The following is an 18806-nucleotide window of genomic DNA, read 5'->3' on the forward strand; positions in this document are numbered from 1 at the left end:
TGATGATTATTTCGGCAGGAACTGACTATCGCGCGGCGGCCAAACGCATGCTGCCGCCCTTCCTTTTTCACTATATCGACGGCGGGGCCTACGCCGAGCATACGCTGCGGCGCAACGTTGAAGACCTGGCGCAGATCGCACTGAAGCAGCGCGTGCTCAACGATATGTCCGAGCTAAGCCTGCAAACCACGCTGTTTAACGAAACGCTTTCAATGCCGGTGGCGCTGGCCCCGGTCGGCCTGACCGGAATGTATGCCCGCCGGGGTGAAGTTCAGGCGGCGCGCGCGGCGGCGGCGAAAGGTATTCCCTTTACGCTCTCCACCGTTTCCGTCTGCCCGATTGAAGAAGTGGCCCCGGCGATCAACCGCCCGATGTGGTTCCAGCTCTACGTGCTGAAGGATCGCGGCTTTATGCGCAATGCACTGGAGCGAGCCAAAGCGGCAGGCTGCACCACGCTGGTGTTTACCGTCGATATGCCAACGCCCGGCGCGCGCTACCGCGATGCCCACTCCGGCATGAGCGGCCCGAACGCCGCCATGCGCCGCTATATCCAGTCGGCTCTGCACCCGCAGTGGGCGTGGGACGTGGGCATCAACGGCCGCCCGCACGACCTCGGCAATATCTCCACCTACCTCGGCAAACCGACCGGGCTGGAGGATTACATCGGCTGGCTGGCCAATAACTTCGATCCGTCCATCAGCTGGAAAGATCTGGAGTGGATCCGCGAGTTCTGGGACGGCCCGATGGTGATTAAAGGCATTCTCGATGCCGATGATGCCCGCGACGCGGTGCGTTTCGGTGCCGACGGTATCGTGGTATCCAACCACGGTGGCCGCCAGCTGGACGGCGTGCTGTCTACCGCGCGGGCGCTGCCGCAGATCGCCGATGCGGTGAAGGGCGACATCACCATTCTGGCCGACAGCGGCATCCGCAACGGTCTTGACGTGGTGAGGATGATTGCGCTCGGTGCCGACAGCGTGCTGCTGGGCCGCGCCTTTATCTATGCGCTGGCCACCGCCGGGCAGGCAGGCGTGGAAAATCTGCTGACGCTAATCGAGAAAGAGATGCGCGTGGCGATGACGCTGACCGGGGCGAAAACGATCGCTGACATCACCCGCAGCTCGCTGGTGAATAACGGCCTGGCATAATTCAGGACGGGGAAGCGTGACCTGTACCGACGCGCGGTACAAGTTAACTTCCCCGCTAATGGCGACCTGCCAGAAAGAATACGGCCTCATCCCTGCCCCATTACTTATAGAGCGGCAGATTACCGGTCAGGCGGCTGATTTTCTTTTTCGGCCCGATCAGGCCAATCGCCACCAGTTCAATCTGCTGGCTGGCCACCGGGGAAATACGCTCGCCGTACTCCTCGTAGGTTCGGCACGACTGCGCCAGCGCGCTAAACGGCATGGCGTAGATTTCATCGTCCTCGCTGGCAATTTTCAGCAGCCGCTGCACGTAATCATCCCCGGCCAGCAATACCGGTAAGGGAGCATAAATTACCCCCGGATAGTTCACGCCGTCGGCGCTTTGCAGGTCCGGCCCCACCAGATTTTCAACCGTACGGCCAAAGCTGATGCCGATCACGCTGGCAGCATTCATCGCCAGCCCGGGGCTGAGCTGGTCGTTAATCACAAGGGTACAGCGGTGCTGGCTGGCATCAAATTTCATCTTATTTCCATACGCTCAGGCGTTTAGCAGATCAACATTCAGGCCCTTATTATGCGCCGATGCCGCAGGAAAAAGTTGTCTCAATCAGTTGAAAAATGGCCAGATAAGGGCATGATTAACCCTTTTAAATCCTTTAAATGACAGAGTCTGCCCCTATGAGCTTAGGCCCCACCGAGATTAAAATCCTGTCGCTGCTGCAGCAGGATGCGCGCATGACCAATCAGACCCTGGCCGATGAAATTGGCCTCTCGGCTTCGCCCTGCTGGCGCAAGGTACGCAGGCTGGAAGAGGATGAGGTGATTCAGGGCTACCGCGCCGTGCTCAACCGTAAAAAGATTGGCCTCGGTGTGATGGTGTTCGTTCGCGTCACTATCGACAGCCACAGCGAGAGCGAAGCGCGCCGGTTCGAACAGGACGTCGCGGAACTGGAACACGTGGTCGCCTGCTACAGCATCGGCGGCGACGCGGATTTTCTGCTGCAGGTGGTGGCCCGCGATCTGGACGCCTACGCGGATTTCGCCATGACGGTGATTCGTCGCCTGCCGGGGATCAAAGAGATGCAAAGTATGTTCGTGCTGAAGGAAATCAAGCCGCTGGTCAGCTATCCAATCGTTAAACAGGGGTAGATTATCAGGTGTTGAGGGCGGCCTCATCCAGAGGCCATGCGCCTGTCCTCAGCGGCCTGTGCAGGCCCGGGATAGCACAGCGAGCGGTCGGGCGTTAAATCAGCCGCAGACGTTGCTCTCTTCCGCAGGGTAAAACGAATAGCTGTTAATAAAAGCCTGGCGCCATGCCTTAGGGGACATGCCAAAGCGCAGTTTGAAAAGCTTACTAAAAATACTGGGGCTGCTGAATCCACACAGGTAAGCGATGGTATCAATACGCTCCTCTGCAAAATTTTCTAACCGGTAGCGGGCTGACTTAAGCCGGACTTCCTGCAGCACGCGCATCACGGACGTATGCTGCTCAAGAAATGCACGATCCAGGCCTGAACGCGAACAGCGCAGGGCAACGGCAATCACGTCCGGCGACAGATTCACCTGAGCAAAGTTTTGCTCAATGTAGCGCTTGGCGGCGGAAAAAATAAAATTTTTACTGCCTTCAATGCGGTTGCCGCGCTCTCTGCCGATATCCGCCAGCATCAGCAGCGAAACGTTATACAGCCCGTCCAGAATGCTGGAGATGGCTTTAGTGCTCAACTGCGCCGCATGCGCATCCAGCAGCATCATCTGCGAGCGAATAAACGGCGCCAGAGGCTGATCGTCAAGCGACAGGGCCAGTTCATCCAACCCACCTCCCAGCGCCGCGCGGGCGTCGGCATAGGGCAGGATCAGAAACAGCTGTTTTACGTGACCGCTGTTGTAGTGCAGCGGCTTGTCTCGCTCATACAGCGCAAGCGATCCTGCCGTCATCACTTTACTCTCTAGCAGCGTGCGCCCGGTCAGCTCCACGGTACCCTGCAGCAGCAGCGAAATAAACAGGCTGTCAGAGTCCGGTTTATAGGGGTTAAAAATGGCGTTGCTGGTTCCCCCCAGCACCGAGCTAAAGCTCCCCTGCGCGGCGTCCGACGCCCGCTGACCGGCCCTGCGATCCCCGGCACGGCGGTTATGAGCAATATCCGTGGTATAAGGTTTACAATTAGTTGTTAAAAATTCGTAACGTAGCTCAGTCTCTATTTCAGCAGTATCTACCGTGTGGAACTGATACAGTCCCTCCGGTCTTGGTAACACTATCGAAATGGGTCGCTTGATCAGTTGCTGATTCATTTGGTTTCACCTGCTGTATTAAATAAGCAGAATCCTTTCCCACGCAGGAAATCTAAACAAAAAATGCAATTAAAAAAAGACTCAGATCTTTCTTTTTTGACCTGTGAGGGAGAAAAACAAAAAATGACGGGCAAAGATATTTGATAGAATAGTTATTTTACTTAGTATTGTCGTAACCAGTAGCATACCTTAACAGTTCAGGAAGGCCCAATTTTACACTTTCTTTACGGTCTTATGTCATTCTCCGGGCATGAGAAGTTGAGCTAATGGTTAACCGCACACACAGCAAAGCATTAGATTGATTTATATAAGATGATTTTATTCGACATCCTATGAGCTGAAAGTATAAATACGTTTTATATTTTCTTTTTGCTCCGAAAAAATTTAATAAAAGATATGTTGAGGAACATAGAATGAGCGACCTGATATTAATGACAGTAGCGATACTATTAATTGTCGTTTCTGCATATAGTCTTTTTTCTTATATTAAAGACAGAAAGACCTCGTCTTTCCCTAAGAAAAAACGCTAGTTCGTTTAAGTGATTTTTGACTTTTTGTTATCCTTTCCAGCCCGATTAATTCGGGCTTATTGGTTTGTGCTTGTCTAAAATCAGCGCGAACCACGGCGCTCATGGTCAAATGCCACATCTGCTATCCCTCTGATTCACACCGCGAACTCGATCGCCTTACGGGTTAATCTGTCACCTTTGTTGTGCCGATTCATATGCACATTCAGTTTCCAGTACATTCCACTTTCTCAACAGGTATCAACCCCATTCAGCCCCCGTGGCTTATAGCGCATGCCTGCAGCGATCGGCACCCAAATACGCCAACTAAAAAGTACAATATTTCGCCAACGATGTAACTATTCGACCTTTGCAGATGCAGGCAACGTTATAGAAACCCTGCCGCGTATATATCCGCCATTTCGCACTAAATGACACATCTGGCCGGTTTACAAATGGCCCAGTCACCACACTTTATTTTTGGCGTTTTTTCGTCCCCAGATGGCGAACAGGAGTAACTTCTATTCTTAACCGAATCTTCAGTAAGATTCTGCCAAAACCGAACTTAGCCTGGCGATATAAACGATATTCTTAACTGTTTTTTCCATGAGGACATGGCTGGGCTGACGGGGAAAAAATGCATTTGTTCTTAAGCGTCTTAAGAATTGGGCGCTGGATGCGGCTTGAATCCCTCCTGTTCACCGCACAGCAAGACGACAAATGGTTTGCCTCATGCACGGGTACTCAAGAAAGTACCCCGATCCCAGCCCCGTGCTCCTTGCTTAACTGCGAAACGCTTCAATCACAGTGACGCCAAAGCATCGATAAATGCACTTTGCGGCACAGGTAGCCAGACGATGAAAAACCCGTACGACGCGCCCGGCGGTAAATGCTAACAGGAGGTGTAAAATACGAATAGACGCGCCGCTGTGTGAATGCGCGGTGAAACGCTGCCGGGTATAGCGTGCATCACCCGACGAGAGTCGTCATGCTCAATCCCCGTGCGGGTTCTCCGCATTGGCTCTTTTCTTCTTTTATACGATGCGGGTTTCTGCCGCAGGATGGCGATACCGGACAGAGGATAGCGGCAGTGAAACTGCAAAAATGCGTTTCTTCAGCAACCCGTTCATCACCCTGCGTTACATCTGGCTTATTTGAAAGCGCTTCCTTACAATAAGCGTTCTGTTCACAGCAAATGCAAGGAATGACGGTGCCGAAAGCAATTCCAAATTCCACCATCGTGGATATTGCCCGACGAGCTGGCGTCACTAATATCACGGTATCACGCGCGTTTAATAAACCTGAGCTGGTTAAACCCGCCACCCGTGAAAAAATCCATGCGATAGCCAAAGAACTGAATTATGTCCCGAACGCTTTTGCACAGGGATTAAAAAGCAGCAGCAGCCAGATTATTGGCATCGTCACCAGCAGCCTGTACAACCCGTTTTATTCTTCTCTGATTCAGAGGGTTTCTCGCATTGCGCGGAAACAGGGTTATCAGATCATGTTATTTGATACGGACGGCAGTGAAGAGGCGGAAAATCAGGCCGTACAGGCGCTGTTCAGCTATAAGGCACGCGGTATTTTGCTCTCGGCGGTGCGTGATGATAAGCAGTATCAACCCGCCTATCTCGAACAGGCAGAATCCTATCATATCCCATTGATTCTTATAGATAGAGATATCTTCAATCGGCAGCTTAGCGGCGTTTTTCTGAATAACAAGGAGATTGGACTTCTGGCCGGAGAATATCTTGCCGCTCAACCAGAGTCTAAAATGCTTATTCTCGGCGGCCCGGCGAACTCGGAAATCACGTTAAGCCGAACGGCCGGAATTCTGGACGCGTTATACGGTAAGAAAAACCACATTACCATTATCAACGGTGACTATGATTTTATATCGCAGGAGCAGGAAGTCAGGAACTGGCTGATGCAGGAAGAGAATCAGCCAGACTATATTATTGGTCTGAACGGGATTATTACGCTGGGCGCGATGTCCATATGCCATGAGTTAAATATTTATCCGAGCGTGAAGTTTTTCTCTGTGGATAAGCCGCCAGGAGCAACCAGTTATGGAATGCGTATTGCCGGGGTTTATCATGATACGGAAATGCTGGGAGAGGTTGCGGCGGAATTATTGTTTAACGCGATTAAAACGGCGGATAGCGATCGGGTTATACGGCGTGAATTTTTCACCGGGAGTCTGCTGGTTCCCTGAGTGGAGGATGCTGCCAGGTACTGTGCTCTGGTGAGCGTTTTGGAACGGACTTTTCGCTGCCAGCCCTGCACTCAGGCAAGCGTTTAGGGGCGTGAATTTTGAGGCATCTTTTTTGCTGCAAGCGCGGAGTCCGGGCGACCGTTACGTGGACTAACGCCGAGTCGCCGTAAACACGTCCCTGTGGGCTTGGCTGCGGCCTCCCTGCCGCAGACACCCGGCTTATATTCCCCGTAGCGTTCGCCTTATCTATCAATGATTTGCTTTGAAATGCCCCAAAACGTTCGCCTTTCACATCAATGCGTTGCTTTAAATGCCCCAAAGCTCGCGTTATAGCCGAAGTACTGCCGCAAAACTCAATAGATCCACAAGTTCAGGCAACGCTACCGTTCCAGACAACTAAGCCCTTAATCCACAGCGAAACCGAAGCCTTCAGCACCCCAGTCAGATGCACAAAGCCCCACTCGGTTTGACTCACAGCGAAACCAGAACAATTGGGCAATCGGTGACGGGCGGGTTCGCGGACCGTTGAGCGCAGGGATGCGCGATTCGAGGCCACACGGACGTGTTCACGCCGAGTCCGCGAACCCGACCGACACCGATACGCCAGACGAAGATCTTCCTGCGATACAATCCCGACACCGATACGCCTGATAACGATCTCCTCGCGACACAATCCCGACACCGATACGCCAGACGACGATCTCCTCGCGACACAATCCCGATACCGATATGCCAATCGACCCTACTTACGCCTTACCGAACTCAAATAAATCGCCGCCAGAATAATCCCACCCTTCACCACGTTCTGAATATACGGCGACACGCTCATCAGATTCAGCCCGTTGTTCAGCACGCCGAGCATCATCGCCCCCACCAGCGTACCGATAATTGCCCCGCGACCGCCGGAAATCGCCGCGCCGCCCAGCACCACTGCCGCAATCGCATCCAGCTCAAAGCCTTCACCAGCATTTGGCTGGCCGCTCATCAGGCGGGAGGTCAGCACCAGACCGGCCAGCGCCGCCGTCACGCCGCTGATCACATACACCAGCATCTTGTAGCGCTGCACGCGAATACCGCTCAGCCGTGCAGCCTCTTCATTCCCACCGATGGCATAAACGTAACGACCAAACGACAGGTGGTGCAGCATGATCCACGCCACCACGTACACCGCCGCCATCACCAGAATCGGCACCTGAATGCCCAAGACCGTGCCGCGCCCCAGGAAGGAGAACACATCCGGCAGGCCGGAGATCGGATATCCACCGGTGTACAGCAGCGCCAGGCCACGGGCGATGCCCATTGATGCCAGGGTGACGATAATCGGCGGCATCCGCAGCCAGGCGATACAGGTCCCGTTCGCCAGACCAAACAGTACGCCGACCAGCAGCGCGGCCAGCACCGCCAGCGGTACAGGAACGGCAGCCATCATCAGTCCGGCAGCAACGGAACCGGCCAGCGCCATCACCGGACCGACGGACAGATCGATACCGCCGGTCAGGATCGCGCAGGTCATGCCGACGGCGATAATGGCGTTAATAGATACCTGACGAGCAACGTTGGTCAGGTTGTTCACCGTCAGAAAACTGTCGTTCAGCAGACTCATCAGCACAAACAGCACCACAAAGCCGATAAACGGCAGCACGGCAGGATGATGAAGCAGTTTTTCCCAGCGCTTAGCCAGCCCTGGTCCCGCAGCGCGGGGAGTTGAGGTAGATGACATCTGTTCGATTCCGCTCATTGTGCGCTCCCGGTGGCATGTAGCATGATGTTGCCAGATTCGATTTCATTTCCCGCCAGTTCGGCGACGATGTGCCCGCCCCGGAATACCAGCACCCGGTCGCAAACGCCGATAATTTCCGGCAGCTCGGAAGAAATCATGATGATAGAAATGCCTTTGGCAGTCAGTTGCTGCATCAGTTGATAAATTTCCGATTTCGCGCCCACGTCGATACCGCGCGTCGGCTCATCAAAGATCAAAATATTGCAGTCGTTGTTCAGCCAGCGGGCGATCACCACCTTCTGCTGGTTGCCGCCGCTCAGGGTCGATACCGCGGTATCGGCGTCGGGCGTTTTCACCCCTACCGCGCGGATCAACTTTTGTACAATGTCGCGCTCTTTACCGGCATGAACAAAAATTTTGCCGCGCTTTTCGTGGCGGTTAAGGGTGATGTTCTGCGCCACGGAAAACGGCAACACCAGCCCTTCTGTTTTGCGGTTTTCCGGCAGCAGGCCAATTCCCTGCTGTAACGCATGTGCCGGGCTGCTCAGCTTGCCGTCCTGGCCATTAAGCTTGACGCTTTTGCGATAGCAGGGGCTGGCACCGATCAGCGCCGAGATGGTTTCGGTACGCCCGGAACCCACCAGCCCGGCGAAGCCGAGAATTTCCCCCGCGTGCAGATGGAAAGTATCCGTCTGGCTCTGCTTCGTGCGCTGAACGCTGGCTTCCAGCAGCAGCCTGGTGCGATCCGGCACGTGCGACTTCACCGGGAAGGTATTTTCAATTTTGCGGCCCACCATCAGCTTCACCAGTTCATCGACGTCGGTGTCACTGGTTGGCAGCGTTTCGATGTAGCAGCCGTCGCGCAATACGGTGATGCGGTCGCAAACCGCAAAGATTTCATCCAGGTGGTGCGAGATAAACACCATCCCCACGCCCAGCAGGCGCAGATCGTTCATCACGCTGAACAGGTGCTCGGCCTCGCCCGGCGTCAGCGTGGCGGTCGGTTCATCCAGCACCAGCACGCGCGCATCCAGCGACAGCGCTTTGGCAATTTCAACAAACTGCTGCTGCGCCACACTCAACTGCTCCACCGGGCAGTCCATATCGATATCCACCGCCAGGCGTTTGAAGACGCTGCGGGCCTTACGGCGCATCTCCCGGCGATCCAACAGCCCCCAGCGGTTTTTTATTTCCCGGTTGAGGAAAATATTATCGATCGCGCTCATATACGGGATCAGTGAGAACTCCTGAAATATAATTCCGATGCCCGCTTCAATCGCGTGGCGATAATTGGGAAAACGGCAATGCTTCCCCTGCAAGATAATTTCCCCTTCGTCCGGCTGGTGAATACCGCACATAATTTTCACCAACGTTGATTTACCCGCGCCGTTTTCTCCGAGCAGCGCATGAATTTCACCGGGCTGCACCGTCAGGTTAATACCGTCCAGCGCTTTCACTCCGGGAAAGGATTTTTTAATCTGTTTTAATTCCAGTAAAGGTGTCATCAGCATCGCTTCCGGGTTATCGCTCTGCCTGCGCAGAGCGAATATTTCACGCTATTACCAGCTAAAGCCTTTTGCATTGCTGTGGTCGATCAGCTTAACTTTTACCGGTACGGTTTTCGGAATATTGGCACCCCAGTGGCGGGCCAGGGCAATCCCCAGCGCGATGCGCAGCTGGTCACGCGGGAACTGTGCGGAGGTGGCGATAAACGGTGAGTCCGCCTTTTCGATCTCTTTAATCGCTTCCGGCTGGCCGTCAACGCTGACCAGTTTCACCTTGGCGCCGCTGCTCTGAATCGCCGCCAGCGCACCCAGCGCGCCGGTATCGTTAACGCTGAAAATACCGTTCAGATCCGGGGCCGACTGCAGCATATTTTCCGTCACGGTCAGCGCGCTATCACGCTCCTGCTTGCCGTTCTGCTTGGTGACGATCTTGATATCCGGGTACTTTTTCATTGCGTCCTCAAAGCCGCGTACGCGCTCAAGGATGGGCACCACCGGAATACCGTCGAGGATGGCGACCTTGCCTTTCCCACCGATGGATTTCGCCAGATACTCCCCGGCCTGTAGCCCGGCGTCATAGTTCTCGGAGCCCACAAACGAGTCCACCGGACCTTCGGCCTGGGCATCAATAGCCACCACCACCGCACCCGCCTTATGGGCTGACATCACGGCGGACTGCACGCCCACCGTATCCGTCGGGTTGATCAGCAGAATATCGATTTTCTTTTGCAGCATGTCTTCAACGTCATTAATCTGCTTGGAAACATCGTGGTGCGCGTCGGCAACATACACCTTCGCACCTATTTCAGCGGCGGCCTGTTCCAGCGACTGTTTCATGGTGACGAAATAATCGTTATTTAACTCCTGGAATGAGACGCCAATGGTTAATTGCTTTGCTAAAGCAGCATTTGCAGCCAACAACATTCCGCCCGCGATAATAATCGGCAGCGTTTTTTTGACGAATGAAAACATGGATATTCTCCTGTAGGGGGAAGTTTTTTTATTGATTTATTAACCACGGTACAAATAACATCGGTAAAAACTACGGAACCAGAACAACTTTAATAGAATCGGTGGAGTCGGCGAGAGCAAATGCCTCATCCCATTTTTCAAGTGAATAACTGTGGGTGACCACGCCTTTCGATGTCACCAGCCCGCGTTCAAACAGGTCGATGGCAATTTCATAGCTGTAAGGGGCCAGGTGCGCGCCGCGAATATCCAGCTCTTTGCGGTCGCCGATTATCGACCAGTCAACGGTGGTTTCTTTGCCGAACACGCTGAACTCCACGAAGCGGCCCAGCTTGCGGATCATCTGCAGGCCCTGGGTTACGCCCACCGGGGATCCGGTTGCCTCGATGTAAACATCACAGCCGTAGCCACCGGTCAGCGACTTAACGATTTTGTCGGCATCTTCCTTCAGCGGGTTGATCACCACGTCGGCACCGTATTCTTTTGCCAGCGCAAGGCGATCGTCCATTGCGTCGATAACGATCAGTTTTTTCGGCGTTTTCAGCCGCGCCACCTGTACCATACACAGGCCCAGCGGCCCGGCTCCGGCCAGCACCACCACATCATCCAGCTGGATATCGCCGCGCGCCACGGTGTGGATCGCACAGGCCATCGGCTCAATCAGTACTGCATCTTCGTGGCTCAGGCTTTCCGGGATCTTGTGGACGATAGCGTTGGCCGAGAAGCGCATATATTCCGCCATCCCCCCCTCGGCCACGTCTTTCTGGAAGCCGTAAATATTGTGGGTTTCACACATCCAGTAGCTGCCGGATTTGCAGTAGCGGCAGTCCCAGCAGGGAACGATTTGTTCAGCAATCACCCGCTCACCGACGCGGAACTTCTTCTCGCTGCCCTCGCCCAGCGCGGCAACGCGGCCGTAGAATTCGTGCCCCGGGATCACCGGCGGCTTCACCCACGGGTTCTCTCCCCAGAACATCTGTGCGCCGTTTTTACACTTGCAGTCACCGGCACAGATGCCGCAGCCTTCGACTTTTATCACCAGTTCGTTGGCCTTTGGCAGCGGCACCGGAACCTGCTCAAAGCGATAATCCTGTGGGCCGTGGCAGACAACGGCGCTCATCTTCTCGGGCAGCTGACTCATTTCTCTCTCCAGTAGCAAAATTGATCGTCACATTCGAAATGTTGACGTTGTCATTAAGCAGTAAATAAAAAATACGAATTTTCTATTCATATCTAACTTGATGATTTATTCATGATTTCTGATAAAAAAACAAAATGACAACGTAAACATTGGTTATCATATAATCAAAACCCCAAAACAAAATCCTTGAGCGATATCACATATCATTAACAAGCCAGTTTCAGGGTTAACAACTTCGATCTCAGTCTCATTCGCAACGTTCCGGAATGACCGTTTATGCCCGTCTTTCCCCGTTTACGATCGCTGATGTTCACCGGGCGGATAATCGAACGATTTATGGTCATTGAAATGATAACCATTATCAATTATCATCCCGGCGTCATTTTTTTGCCGGGATGTGTAACTCGTTATGTCAACGCAAGCCGCGTCTGCCGAACCCTTCGCCAGCCTTTACCAGACACACCACCGGTGGCTGCGGAGCTGGCTGCAGCAAAAGCTGGGATCGGCCAGCGACGCCGAAGATCTGGCCCAGGATACCTTCGTGCGGGTGCTGCTCGGTAACGGCGTGGCGGAGATCCGCGAACCTAAATCCTTCCTCTGTACGATTGCCAAACGGGTGATGGTCGATTTCTTCCGCCGCAACGCGCTGGAGCGCGCCTGGCTGGAGATGCTGGAACAGCTGCCGGAAGAACATGTGCCCTCGCCGGAACAGCAGCACGCGCTGCTGGAAACGCTGCAGCAGATCGATGCCATGCTCGACGGCCTGGGTCCGAAGGTACGCCAGGCGTTTCTGCTGTCGCAGCTGGAAGGGCTGACCTACCCGCAGATTGCCGAACGGCTGGCGGTCTCGGTCAGCTCGGTGAAGAAATATATGGCTAAAGCCACCGAACACTGCCTGCTGTTTCGTCTGATGCAGGATTTAGCGTAATGACCGAGCGGGTCAGCGAGCAGCAGCGCCAGGCACTGAAAATGGCCGCCGGCTGGTATGCCACCTTCTGCGCGGGGGACACCACCGCACAGCAGCACGCCCGCTGGCAACAGTGGCTGCAACAGCATGAAGACCACCGCTGGGCGTGGCAGCGTGTGGAATCCCTGCAAAACCAGCTGCAAACTCTGCCTGGCCACCTCGGTTATCAAACGCTGAATCAGGCACATCTGACCCGCCGCCGCGTGCTGAAAAGCCTGCTGGTGCTGCTGGGCGTCGGCAGCGGCTGGCAGCTCTGGCAGTCGCCGCTGGGCCTCAGCCTGCGTGCCGACTACAGCACCGGCACCGGCGAAATGCGCAGCGTGCGGCTGAGCGACGGCTCGCAGATGACGCTCAACACCGCCAGCGCGGTGCAGGTGGAATTTACCGGCAGCCAGCGGACAGTTCATCTGCAGCGCGGGGAAATTGCCATTACCACCGCTGCCGATGCGCAGCAAAGGCCTTTCCGGGTGGCCACCGCCGACGGCGTGCTGCGCGCGCTCGGTACCGAATTCAGCGTGCGGCTGTGGCCGCATGCCACCGAACTGTCGGTGCAGCAGCATGCGGTCGAAGTCACGCTGGCTGACGAATCGCAGCAAAAGCAGGTAGTACAGCAGGGACAAACGCTGCGCTTTGGCCGCAGCGCCTTTGGCGAACTCTTACCGCTGGCCGCCGACAGCAGCAGCTGGACCCGGGGCCTGCTCAGCGTCAGCAATCGCCCGCTGGGTGAGGTGATCGCCGAAGTGGCGCGCTACCGCCACGGCATGCTGATCTGCGACGACAGCGCCGCCGATCTGCGCGTCAGCGGCACCTTCCCGCTGCAGGATACCGATCGCCTGCTGGCCGTGCTGGCGCAGACGCTGCCGATAAAAATTCAGACCGCCAGCCGCTACTGGGTGAAGGTCAGCGCGGCGTAGCGAAAAAAACAAAAAATAATTCAAAATGCGTTATCCCTTTTGCTCATCTCATCCGACTCCTTAGTACACAACATTAAAAATGCTCACTCTGGAGACGGTCATGTCTGATTCCTGCGCCCGCATCAAGCGCGCTTTTAGCAAAACAACACCACTGGCTTTCGCTATTCACTGCGCGCTGGCCCCGCTGGCGCTGGCCGCTCCCGCGCTGGTGAGTGCGGCGACCACCCCGGCAACCGCTGACTATCGGATTGCCGCCGCCGATCTGGATCAGGCGCTGAACCAGTTCGCCGCCCGCTCCGGCATTACGCTGTCGGTCAACTCATCGCTGACCCAGGGGAAAAAGAGCCCGGGCCTCAACGGTAGCTACTCGCTGGAACAGGCGCTGCAAACGCTGCTGGACGGCAGCGGCCTGAAGGCAAAATCGCTGGGCAACAACGCCTTTACGCTGGAGCCGGTGCCGGTGGTGGAAGGGACCGCCACGCTGACCGTGGTCGGTGACTGGCTGGGCACCGCGCGCGAGGACGATGTGTTTGAACACGCCGGTGCGCGTGACGTGCTGCGCCGCGAAGATTTTGCCCGCACCGGTGCCACCACCATGCGTGAAGCGCTGAACCGCATTCCCGGCGTCAACGCTCCGGAAAATAACGGCACCGGCAGCCACGATATGGCGATGAACTTCGGCATTCGCGGGCTGAATCCGCGCCTTGCCAGCCGCACCACCGTACTGATGGACGGCATTCCGGTACCGTTCGCGCCATACGGCCAGCCGCAGCTGTCGCTGGCCCCGGTTTCGCTGGGCAATATGGACGCGGTGGACGTGGTACGCGGCGGCGGTGCCGTGCGCTACGGGCCGCAGAGCGTTGGCGGCGTGGTCAACTTTGTCACCCGCGCCATTCCGCAGGACTTCGGTATCGAAGCGGGAATGGAAGGCCTGCTGACGCCAACCTCAACCCAGAACGACCCCAAAGGTAGCGGCAACTTTATGATTGGCGGCACCGCCGATAACGGCCTGGGCGCGGCGCTGCTTTATTCCGGGACGCGCGGCAGCGACTGGCGCGAGCACAGCTCGACCAAAATCGACGACGTGATGCTAAAAACTCGCTACGCGCCGAATGAGGTTCATACCTTCACCAGCCTGCTGCAGTATTACGAAGGCCGGGCGCAGATGCCGGGCGGGCTTTCCCGCGCGGACTACAACGCCGATCGCTTCCAGTCGACCCGCCCCTACGATGAGTTTTGGGGGCGTCGCCAGCTGGCCAGTCTGGGCTATCAGTACCAGCCGGACACCCAGCACAAATTCAATATTCTGACCTTCTACACCAACACCCTGCGCAGCGGCTATCTGGACCAGGGGAAGAACATCACTCTGTCGCCACGCGAATACTGGGTGCGCGGCGTAGAGCCGCGCTACAGTCAGAGCTTCACGATCGCCAACACCGCGCATGAAGTTGGCGTCGGCTATCGCTACGTCAGCGAATCCACTCACGAGCTGCGCTATACCAGCCCGGCCAGCAGCGGAAGATTGCCAACCGGCAGCAGCCCGTACGATCGCGATACCCAGTCGGGCACCGAGGCACACGCCTGGTATATTGATGACCGCATCGATATCGGCGACTGGACCATCACCCCGGGCATGCGCTACGAGCATATCCAGTCTTATCAGAACAACTTCATCAAGGGTGAAAAACAGGAAATCGGCTACAACGCGCCGCTGCCCGCGCTTAACGTGCTGTATCACCTGAACGATGCCTGGAACCTGTATGCCAATACCGAAGGATCGTTCGGCACCGTGCAGTACAGCCAGATCGGTAAAGCGGTCAGCAGCGGCAGCGTGGAGCCGGAAAAAGCCCGCACCTGGGAGCTGGGCACGCGCTATGACAATCAGGTATTGCAGGCCGAAGCGGGTCTGTTCCTGATTAACTTCAGCAACCAGTACGATTCAAACCAGGTGACCGACAGCGTCACCGCGCGCGGTAAAACCCGCCATACCGGGCTGGAAAGCAAAGTGCGCTATGACCTCGGCGATCTCTCTCCGGCGTTGGAGAATCTGTCGGTTTCCGCCAGCTATGCGTACGTCAATGCGGTGATCCGCGAGCAGGGCGATTACCACGGTAATCAGGTGCCGTTCTCGCCGAAGCACAAAGGCACGCTGGGGCTGGACTACCTGACCGGCAGCTGGACCTTTAACCTCAACAGCGAGTACCAGTCTTCGCAGTTCGCCGATAACGCCAATACCCGCGAGGAAAGCGCCGACGGCAGCACCGGCCGCATCCCCGGCTTTATGCTGTGGGGCGCGCGCGCCAACTACGACTTCGGCCCGCAGTACGCCAACCTCAACCTGGCCGTCGGCGTGAAGAATATCTTCGACCATGAATACTTTACCCGCGCCTACGATGACAACAACAAGGGCATCTATGCCGGGCAGCCTCGCACCGTCTATCTGCAGGGTGCCGTTAAGTTCTGATGTTCCCAATGGCCGGGATGATAACCGGCCGTTGTGGATTGTGTAGCGGGTGCCGGCTGGCAGCCCGCTTTGTCGTTTCTGGCAGCTGGAGAATCTATGTTCACGCTTATCACTCGTCTTCTGTCCTGTGCCCTGATGTTGGTCGCATCAGCCGCGTCGGCGGTCACCGTGCAGGACAACAACGGCACCTTTACCCTTGAGCACGCCCCGCAGCGGGTGGTGGTGCTGGAACTGTCCTTCGTGGATGCGCTGGCGGCGGTGGACGTCAGCCCGGTTGGCGTCGCCGACGATAACGATCCGCAGCGCATCCTGCCCGCCGTGCGTCAGCATCTTCAACCGTGGAAATCGGTCGGTACCCGCGCCCAGCCCAGCCTGGAAGTGATTGCCGCGCTGAAGCCCGACCTGATTATTGCCGACAGCGCCCGCCACGGTGGCATCTTCGGCCAGCTGAAAAGTATTGCTCCCACGCTGATGCTGAAATCGCGCAATGAAACCTGGGAGGAAAATCTGCAATCGGCGGCGATTATCGGCAAAGTGCTGGGTAAAGATACCGAAATGCAGCAGAGGCTGGCGCTGCACCACCAGCGGATGAAGGACTTCGCCAGCCAGCTGCCCAAAGGGCTGAAGCTGGTATTCGGCACCTCGCGCGAGCAGCAGTTTAATCTGCACAGCCGCGACAGCTATACCGGCAGCGTGCTGACCGCGCTGGGGATGGACGTGCCGGCATCCGTTGGGCAAAGCCCGATCGCCAGTATCAATCTGGAGCAGCTGCTGGCGATTAACCCGGACTGGCTGCTGGTGGCCCATTACCGTCAGCAGAGCATCGTGCGCGACTGGCAGCAGGACCCGCTGTGGCAGATGTTAACCGCCGCGCAGAAAAACCAGGTAGCTGAAGTGGACAGCAACGGCTGGGCGCGGATGCGCGGGCTGTTTGCCGCCGAGCAGATCGCACGCGATCTGGTGGCGATCCTGCACCATCAGCCGGTGAACGTGCAGCCATGATGTCAGCCCGACCGCTGCTCGCCTGGGGTCTGCCGCTTCTGCTGCTGGCGCTGGCCTTCTGGCTGTCGTTGTTCAGCGGATCGGCGCTGCCGATCGGGCCCTGGCAGGCGCTGAGCGCGCTGCTGCCGGGAAAGGCCATCGCGCTGCCGCAGGCGCTGGTATTTAACCTGCGCCTGCCGCGCAGCCTGGTGGCGATGCTGCTGGGGGCGAGCCTGGCGCTGGCGGGCTGCCTGCTGCAAACCCTGACGCGTAATCCGCTGGCTTCCCCTTCCCTGCTGGGTATTAACGCCGGTGCCGCGCTGGCGATGGTGCTGGCCAGCGCCTTTAATCCCGGCTGGATCGCCGGCTACAGCCTTGCGCTGCTGGCCGCAGCGGGCGGCGGCGTCAGTTGGGGAATGGTGATGCTGCTGGGCAAAGGCTGGCGCTCCGCGGGCGACCGCAGCCGCCTGATCCTCGCGGGGGTGGCCGTGTCGGCACTCTGCTCCGCGCTGACCCGCGCCACGCTGCTGCTGGCGGAGGATCACACCTACGGCATTCTGCACTGGCTGGCCGGGGGCGTGTCCCACGTGCGCTGGCGCGAGTTCTGGCAGCTGCTGCCGTTCAGCGCGCTGCTGATGCCTCTGGCCTGGCTGCTGGCGGCGCGCCTGAATCTGCTGCGGCTGGGGGACGACAGCGCGCACACGCTGGGGGTGAATCCCGACATGCTGCGCACGGCGATCAATCTGCTGGTGGTGGTGCTGGTCGGCAGCTGCGTCAGCGTGGCAGGGCCGGTGGCGTTTCTCGGCCTGCTGGTGCCGCATATGGCCAGGGCGTGGATCGGCCACGATCTGCGGCGGCTGCTGCCCGCCTGCATGCTGTTTGGCGCGCTGCTGATGCTGCTGGCCGATGTGATTGCGCGCTGGCTGGCGTTCCCCGCCGAGCTGCCCGCCGGAGCGGTGGTGGCGCTGATCGGCGCGCCGTGCTTTGTCTGGCTGGTGCGGAGGCGCGTATGAAACGCCTCCGGGGGCAGCGGCCACTGACCGCGCTGCTGCTGTTGCTGCTGTTTACCCTGCTGGTGCTGCCGCTGTCTTTGCGCTACGGCAGTGAAACCCTCAGTTTTAGCACGCTGTATCAGGCGCTTAATCCGGCGGACGATCGCTACTTTGCTCTGATGGAGTATCGCCTGCCGCGCACTCTGTTAGCGATGCTGGTCGGCGCGGCGCTGGCGGTTTCCGGCGTGCTGGTGCAGGGGGCTATCCGTAACCCGCTGGCCTCGCCGGAAATCCTTGGGGTGAATCACGCCGCCGGGCTGATGTCGATCGCCGGGCTGATGCTGTTCCCGGCGCTGTCGGCGGCCTGGCTGCCGCTGCTGGCCTTTACCGGTGCGCTGCTGGCCTTTCTGCTGCTACGGCTGCTGGCCGGAAGCAGCGCCCCTCTGCGGCTCGCGCTGCTCGGCGTGGCGCTGACCGCCTTTTACGCCAGCATCACCGACTATCTGATGCTCTCCCGCCCGCTGGAAATTAACCAGGCGCTGCTGTGGCTGACCGGCAGCCTGTGGGGGCGCGGCTGGCCGTTTGTCTGGCTGGCGCTGCCGTGGCTGGTTTTGCTGCTGCCGCTGAGCCTGCTGCTGTGCCGCAGCCTCGATCTGCTGGGGCTGGGCGATGAGCAGGCGGCGACGCTCGGCGTGGAGGTTCCCCGCGCACGGCGGCGTATTCTGCTGCTGGCGCTGGCGCTGGCCGCCGTCAGCGTGGCCGTCTGCGGGCCACTGAGCTTTATTGGGCTGGTTGCCCCGCATCTGACGCGACGACTGGTGGGTGGCCGCCACCGCTGGCTGATCCCGGCTGCCATGCTGACCGGCGCGCTGCTGCTGATGCTGGCGGACCTGCTGGCCCGCACGCTGCATCCACCGCTGGAGCTGCCCGCCGGGGTGCTAACGGCGGTAATCGGTGCGCCCTACTTTTTCTGGCTGTTAATGAGAACCCGCTAA

Annotated in this window: 16 protein-coding genes; 10 read left to right on the top strand and 6 right to left on the bottom strand. The window is 57.5% G+C overall.

Translation table 11 applies throughout. The features are described 5' to 3' along the window. Positions 1–2 precede the first annotated feature (2 nt). Entirely contained in the window at positions 3–1148 is a 1146-nt protein-coding gene (gene lldD, locus EC836_RS06375) for an FMN-dependent L-lactate dehydrogenase LldD (RefSeq protein WP_123331258.1), read from the top strand. 100 nt (positions 1149–1248) lie between these two features. Here lldD and EC836_RS06380 read toward each other — a convergent pair whose 3' ends face one another. Continuing rightward, positions 1249–1671, bottom strand: coding sequence for a DUF2000 domain-containing protein (locus EC836_RS06380; protein ID WP_123331260.1), 423 nt, complete (start codon positions 1669–1671; stop codon positions 1249–1251). Positions 1672–1826: 155 nt separating this feature from the next. Between EC836_RS06380 and EC836_RS06385 the strand changes: the two genes are divergently transcribed. Then, positions 1827–2297 carry an Lrp/AsnC family transcriptional regulator gene (locus EC836_RS06385; protein ID WP_123331262.1) on the top strand — a complete coding sequence of 157 codons (471 nt, stop codon included), beginning with the start codon at positions 1827–1829 and terminating at the stop codon, positions 2295–2297. 99 nt (positions 2298–2396) lie between these two features. Here the strand turns inward: EC836_RS06385 and EC836_RS06390 are convergent, their stop codons facing one another. Beyond that, a complete protein-coding gene (locus EC836_RS06390) occupies positions 2397–3437 on the bottom strand; it encodes an AraC family transcriptional regulator (protein WP_123331264.1) in 1041 nt (346 codons plus the stop codon). A gap of 413 nt (positions 3438–3850) precedes the next feature. On the opposite strand from EC836_RS06390, the gene EC836_RS25115 reads away from it, so the two are divergent. After that, entirely contained in the window at positions 3851–3967 is a 117-nt protein-coding gene (locus tag EC836_RS25115; RefSeq protein ID WP_146114129.1) for a small membrane protein, read from the top strand. 1186 nt (positions 3968–5153) lie between these two features. Beyond that, the gene (locus tag EC836_RS06395) at positions 5154–6158 is read left to right on the top strand and encodes a LacI family DNA-binding transcriptional regulator (RefSeq protein ID WP_123332134.1); all 1005 of its coding nucleotides are present in this window, start codon (positions 5154–5156) and stop codon (positions 6156–6158) included. 742 nt (positions 6159–6900) lie between these two features. On the opposite strand, the gene EC836_RS06400 is transcribed toward EC836_RS06395, so the two are convergent. From EC836_RS06400 to EC836_RS06415, 4 genes are all read right to left on the bottom strand, one after another. After that, entirely contained in the window at positions 6901–7878 is a 978-nt protein-coding gene (locus tag EC836_RS06400) for an ABC transporter permease (RefSeq protein WP_123332136.1), read from the bottom strand. A gap of 14 nt (positions 7879–7892) precedes the next feature. Beyond that, positions 7893–9383, bottom strand: coding sequence for a sugar ABC transporter ATP-binding protein (locus tag EC836_RS06405; RefSeq protein WP_123332138.1), 1491 nt, complete (start codon positions 9381–9383; stop codon positions 7893–7895). A gap of 54 nt (positions 9384–9437) precedes the next feature. Further along, positions 9438–10355: an ABC transporter substrate-binding protein gene (locus EC836_RS06410; protein WP_123331266.1), complete on the bottom strand. Its 918-nt coding sequence runs from the start codon at positions 10353–10355 to the stop codon at positions 9438–9440. A 70-nt stretch (positions 10356–10425) separates the two neighbouring features. Beyond that, on the bottom strand, positions 10426–11493 hold the full coding sequence (locus tag EC836_RS06415) for an alcohol dehydrogenase catalytic domain-containing protein (protein WP_105592447.1): 1068 nt from the start codon (positions 11491–11493) through the stop codon (positions 10426–10428). Positions 11494–11902: 409 nt separating this feature from the next. Between EC836_RS06415 and fecI the strand changes: the two genes are divergently transcribed. The 6 genes from fecI (at position 11903) to fecD (ending at position 18806) form a co-directional block, all read left to right on the top strand. Continuing rightward, positions 11903–12421: a ferric citrate uptake sigma factor FecI gene (fecI, locus tag EC836_RS06420; protein ID WP_123331268.1), complete on the top strand. Its 519-nt coding sequence runs from the start codon at positions 11903–11905 to the stop codon at positions 12419–12421. Further along, positions 12421–13374, top strand: a complete 954-nt coding sequence (gene fecR, locus EC836_RS06425; protein ID WP_123331269.1) for a ferric citrate uptake sigma factor regulator FecR — start codon at positions 12421–12423, stop codon at positions 13372–13374. Before fecI ends, fecR begins: the two co-directional genes overlap by 1 nt. A gap of 100 nt (positions 13375–13474) precedes the next feature. Then, entirely contained in the window at positions 13475–15838 is a 2364-nt protein-coding gene (gene fecA / locus EC836_RS06430; protein WP_123331272.1) for a TonB-dependent Fe(3+) dicitrate receptor FecA, read from the top strand. A gap of 96 nt (positions 15839–15934) precedes the next feature. Beyond that, positions 15935–16840 (top strand): Fe(3+) dicitrate ABC transporter substrate-binding protein FecB, encoded by a 906-nt coding sequence (locus EC836_RS06435; protein WP_123331273.1) that lies wholly within the window; start codon positions 15935–15937, stop codon positions 16838–16840. After that, positions 16840–17832 (top strand): iron-dicitrate ABC transporter permease FecC, encoded by a 993-nt coding sequence (fecC, locus tag EC836_RS06440; protein ID WP_123331276.1) that lies wholly within the window; start codon positions 16840–16842, stop codon positions 17830–17832. The genes EC836_RS06435 and fecC overlap by 1 nt, the downstream gene beginning before the upstream one ends. Further along, positions 17829–18806 (top strand): Fe(3+) dicitrate ABC transporter permease subunit FecD, encoded by a 978-nt coding sequence (gene fecD / locus EC836_RS06445; protein ID WP_123331278.1) that lies wholly within the window; start codon positions 17829–17831, stop codon positions 18804–18806. The genes fecC and fecD overlap by 4 nt, the downstream gene beginning before the upstream one ends.

Source organism: Erwinia sp. JUb26 (assembly GCF_003751505.1).
Taxonomy (GTDB): domain Bacteria; phylum Pseudomonadota; class Gammaproteobacteria; order Enterobacterales; family Enterobacteriaceae; genus Erwinia.

What these genes read in the sequence shown, in the direction of transcription:
- EC836_RS06405 (WP_123332138.1), bottom strand. Translation starts at nt 9,383, where the DNA reads ATGACACCTTTACTGGAATTAAAACAGATTAAAAAATCCTTTCCCGGA.
- EC836_RS06435 (WP_123331273.1), top strand. Translation starts at nt 15,935, where the DNA reads ATGTTCACGCTTATCACTCGTCTTCTGTCCTGTGCCCTGATGTTGGTC.
- EC836_RS06410 (WP_123331266.1), bottom strand. Translation starts at nt 10,355, where the DNA reads ATGTTTTCATTCGTCAAAAAAACGCTGCCGATTATTATCGCGGGCGGA.
- fecI (WP_123331268.1), top strand. Translation starts at nt 11,903, where the DNA reads ATGTCAACGCAAGCCGCGTCTGCCGAACCCTTCGCCAGCCTTTACCAG.
- fecR (WP_123331269.1), top strand. Translation starts at nt 12,421, where the DNA reads ATGACCGAGCGGGTCAGCGAGCAGCAGCGCCAGGCACTGAAAATGGCC.
- EC836_RS06400 (WP_123332136.1), bottom strand. Translation starts at nt 7,878, where the DNA reads ATGTCATCTACCTCAACTCCCCGCGCTGCGGGACCAGGGCTGGCTAAG.
- fecD (WP_123331278.1), top strand. Translation starts at nt 17,829, where the DNA reads ATGAAACGCCTCCGGGGGCAGCGGCCACTGACCGCGCTGCTGCTGTTG.
- lldD (WP_123331258.1), top strand. Translation starts at nt 3, where the DNA reads ATGATTATTTCGGCAGGAACTGACTATCGCGCGGCGGCCAAACGCATG.
- EC836_RS25115 (WP_146114129.1), top strand. Translation starts at nt 3,851, where the DNA reads ATGAGCGACCTGATATTAATGACAGTAGCGATACTATTAATTGTCGTT.
- fecC (WP_123331276.1), top strand. Translation starts at nt 16,840, where the DNA reads ATGTCAGCCCGACCGCTGCTCGCCTGGGGTCTGCCGCTTCTGCTGCTG.
- fecA (WP_123331272.1), top strand. Translation starts at nt 13,475, where the DNA reads ATGTCTGATTCCTGCGCCCGCATCAAGCGCGCTTTTAGCAAAACAACA.
- EC836_RS06415 (WP_105592447.1), bottom strand. Translation starts at nt 11,493, where the DNA reads ATGAGTCAGCTGCCCGAGAAGATGAGCGCCGTTGTCTGCCACGGCCCA.
- EC836_RS06380 (WP_123331260.1), bottom strand. Translation starts at nt 1,671, where the DNA reads ATGAAATTTGATGCCAGCCAGCACCGCTGTACCCTTGTGATTAACGAC.
- EC836_RS06390 (WP_123331264.1), bottom strand. Translation starts at nt 3,437, where the DNA reads ATGAATCAGCAACTGATCAAGCGACCCATTTCGATAGTGTTACCAAGA.
- EC836_RS06385 (WP_123331262.1), top strand. Translation starts at nt 1,827, where the DNA reads ATGAGCTTAGGCCCCACCGAGATTAAAATCCTGTCGCTGCTGCAGCAG.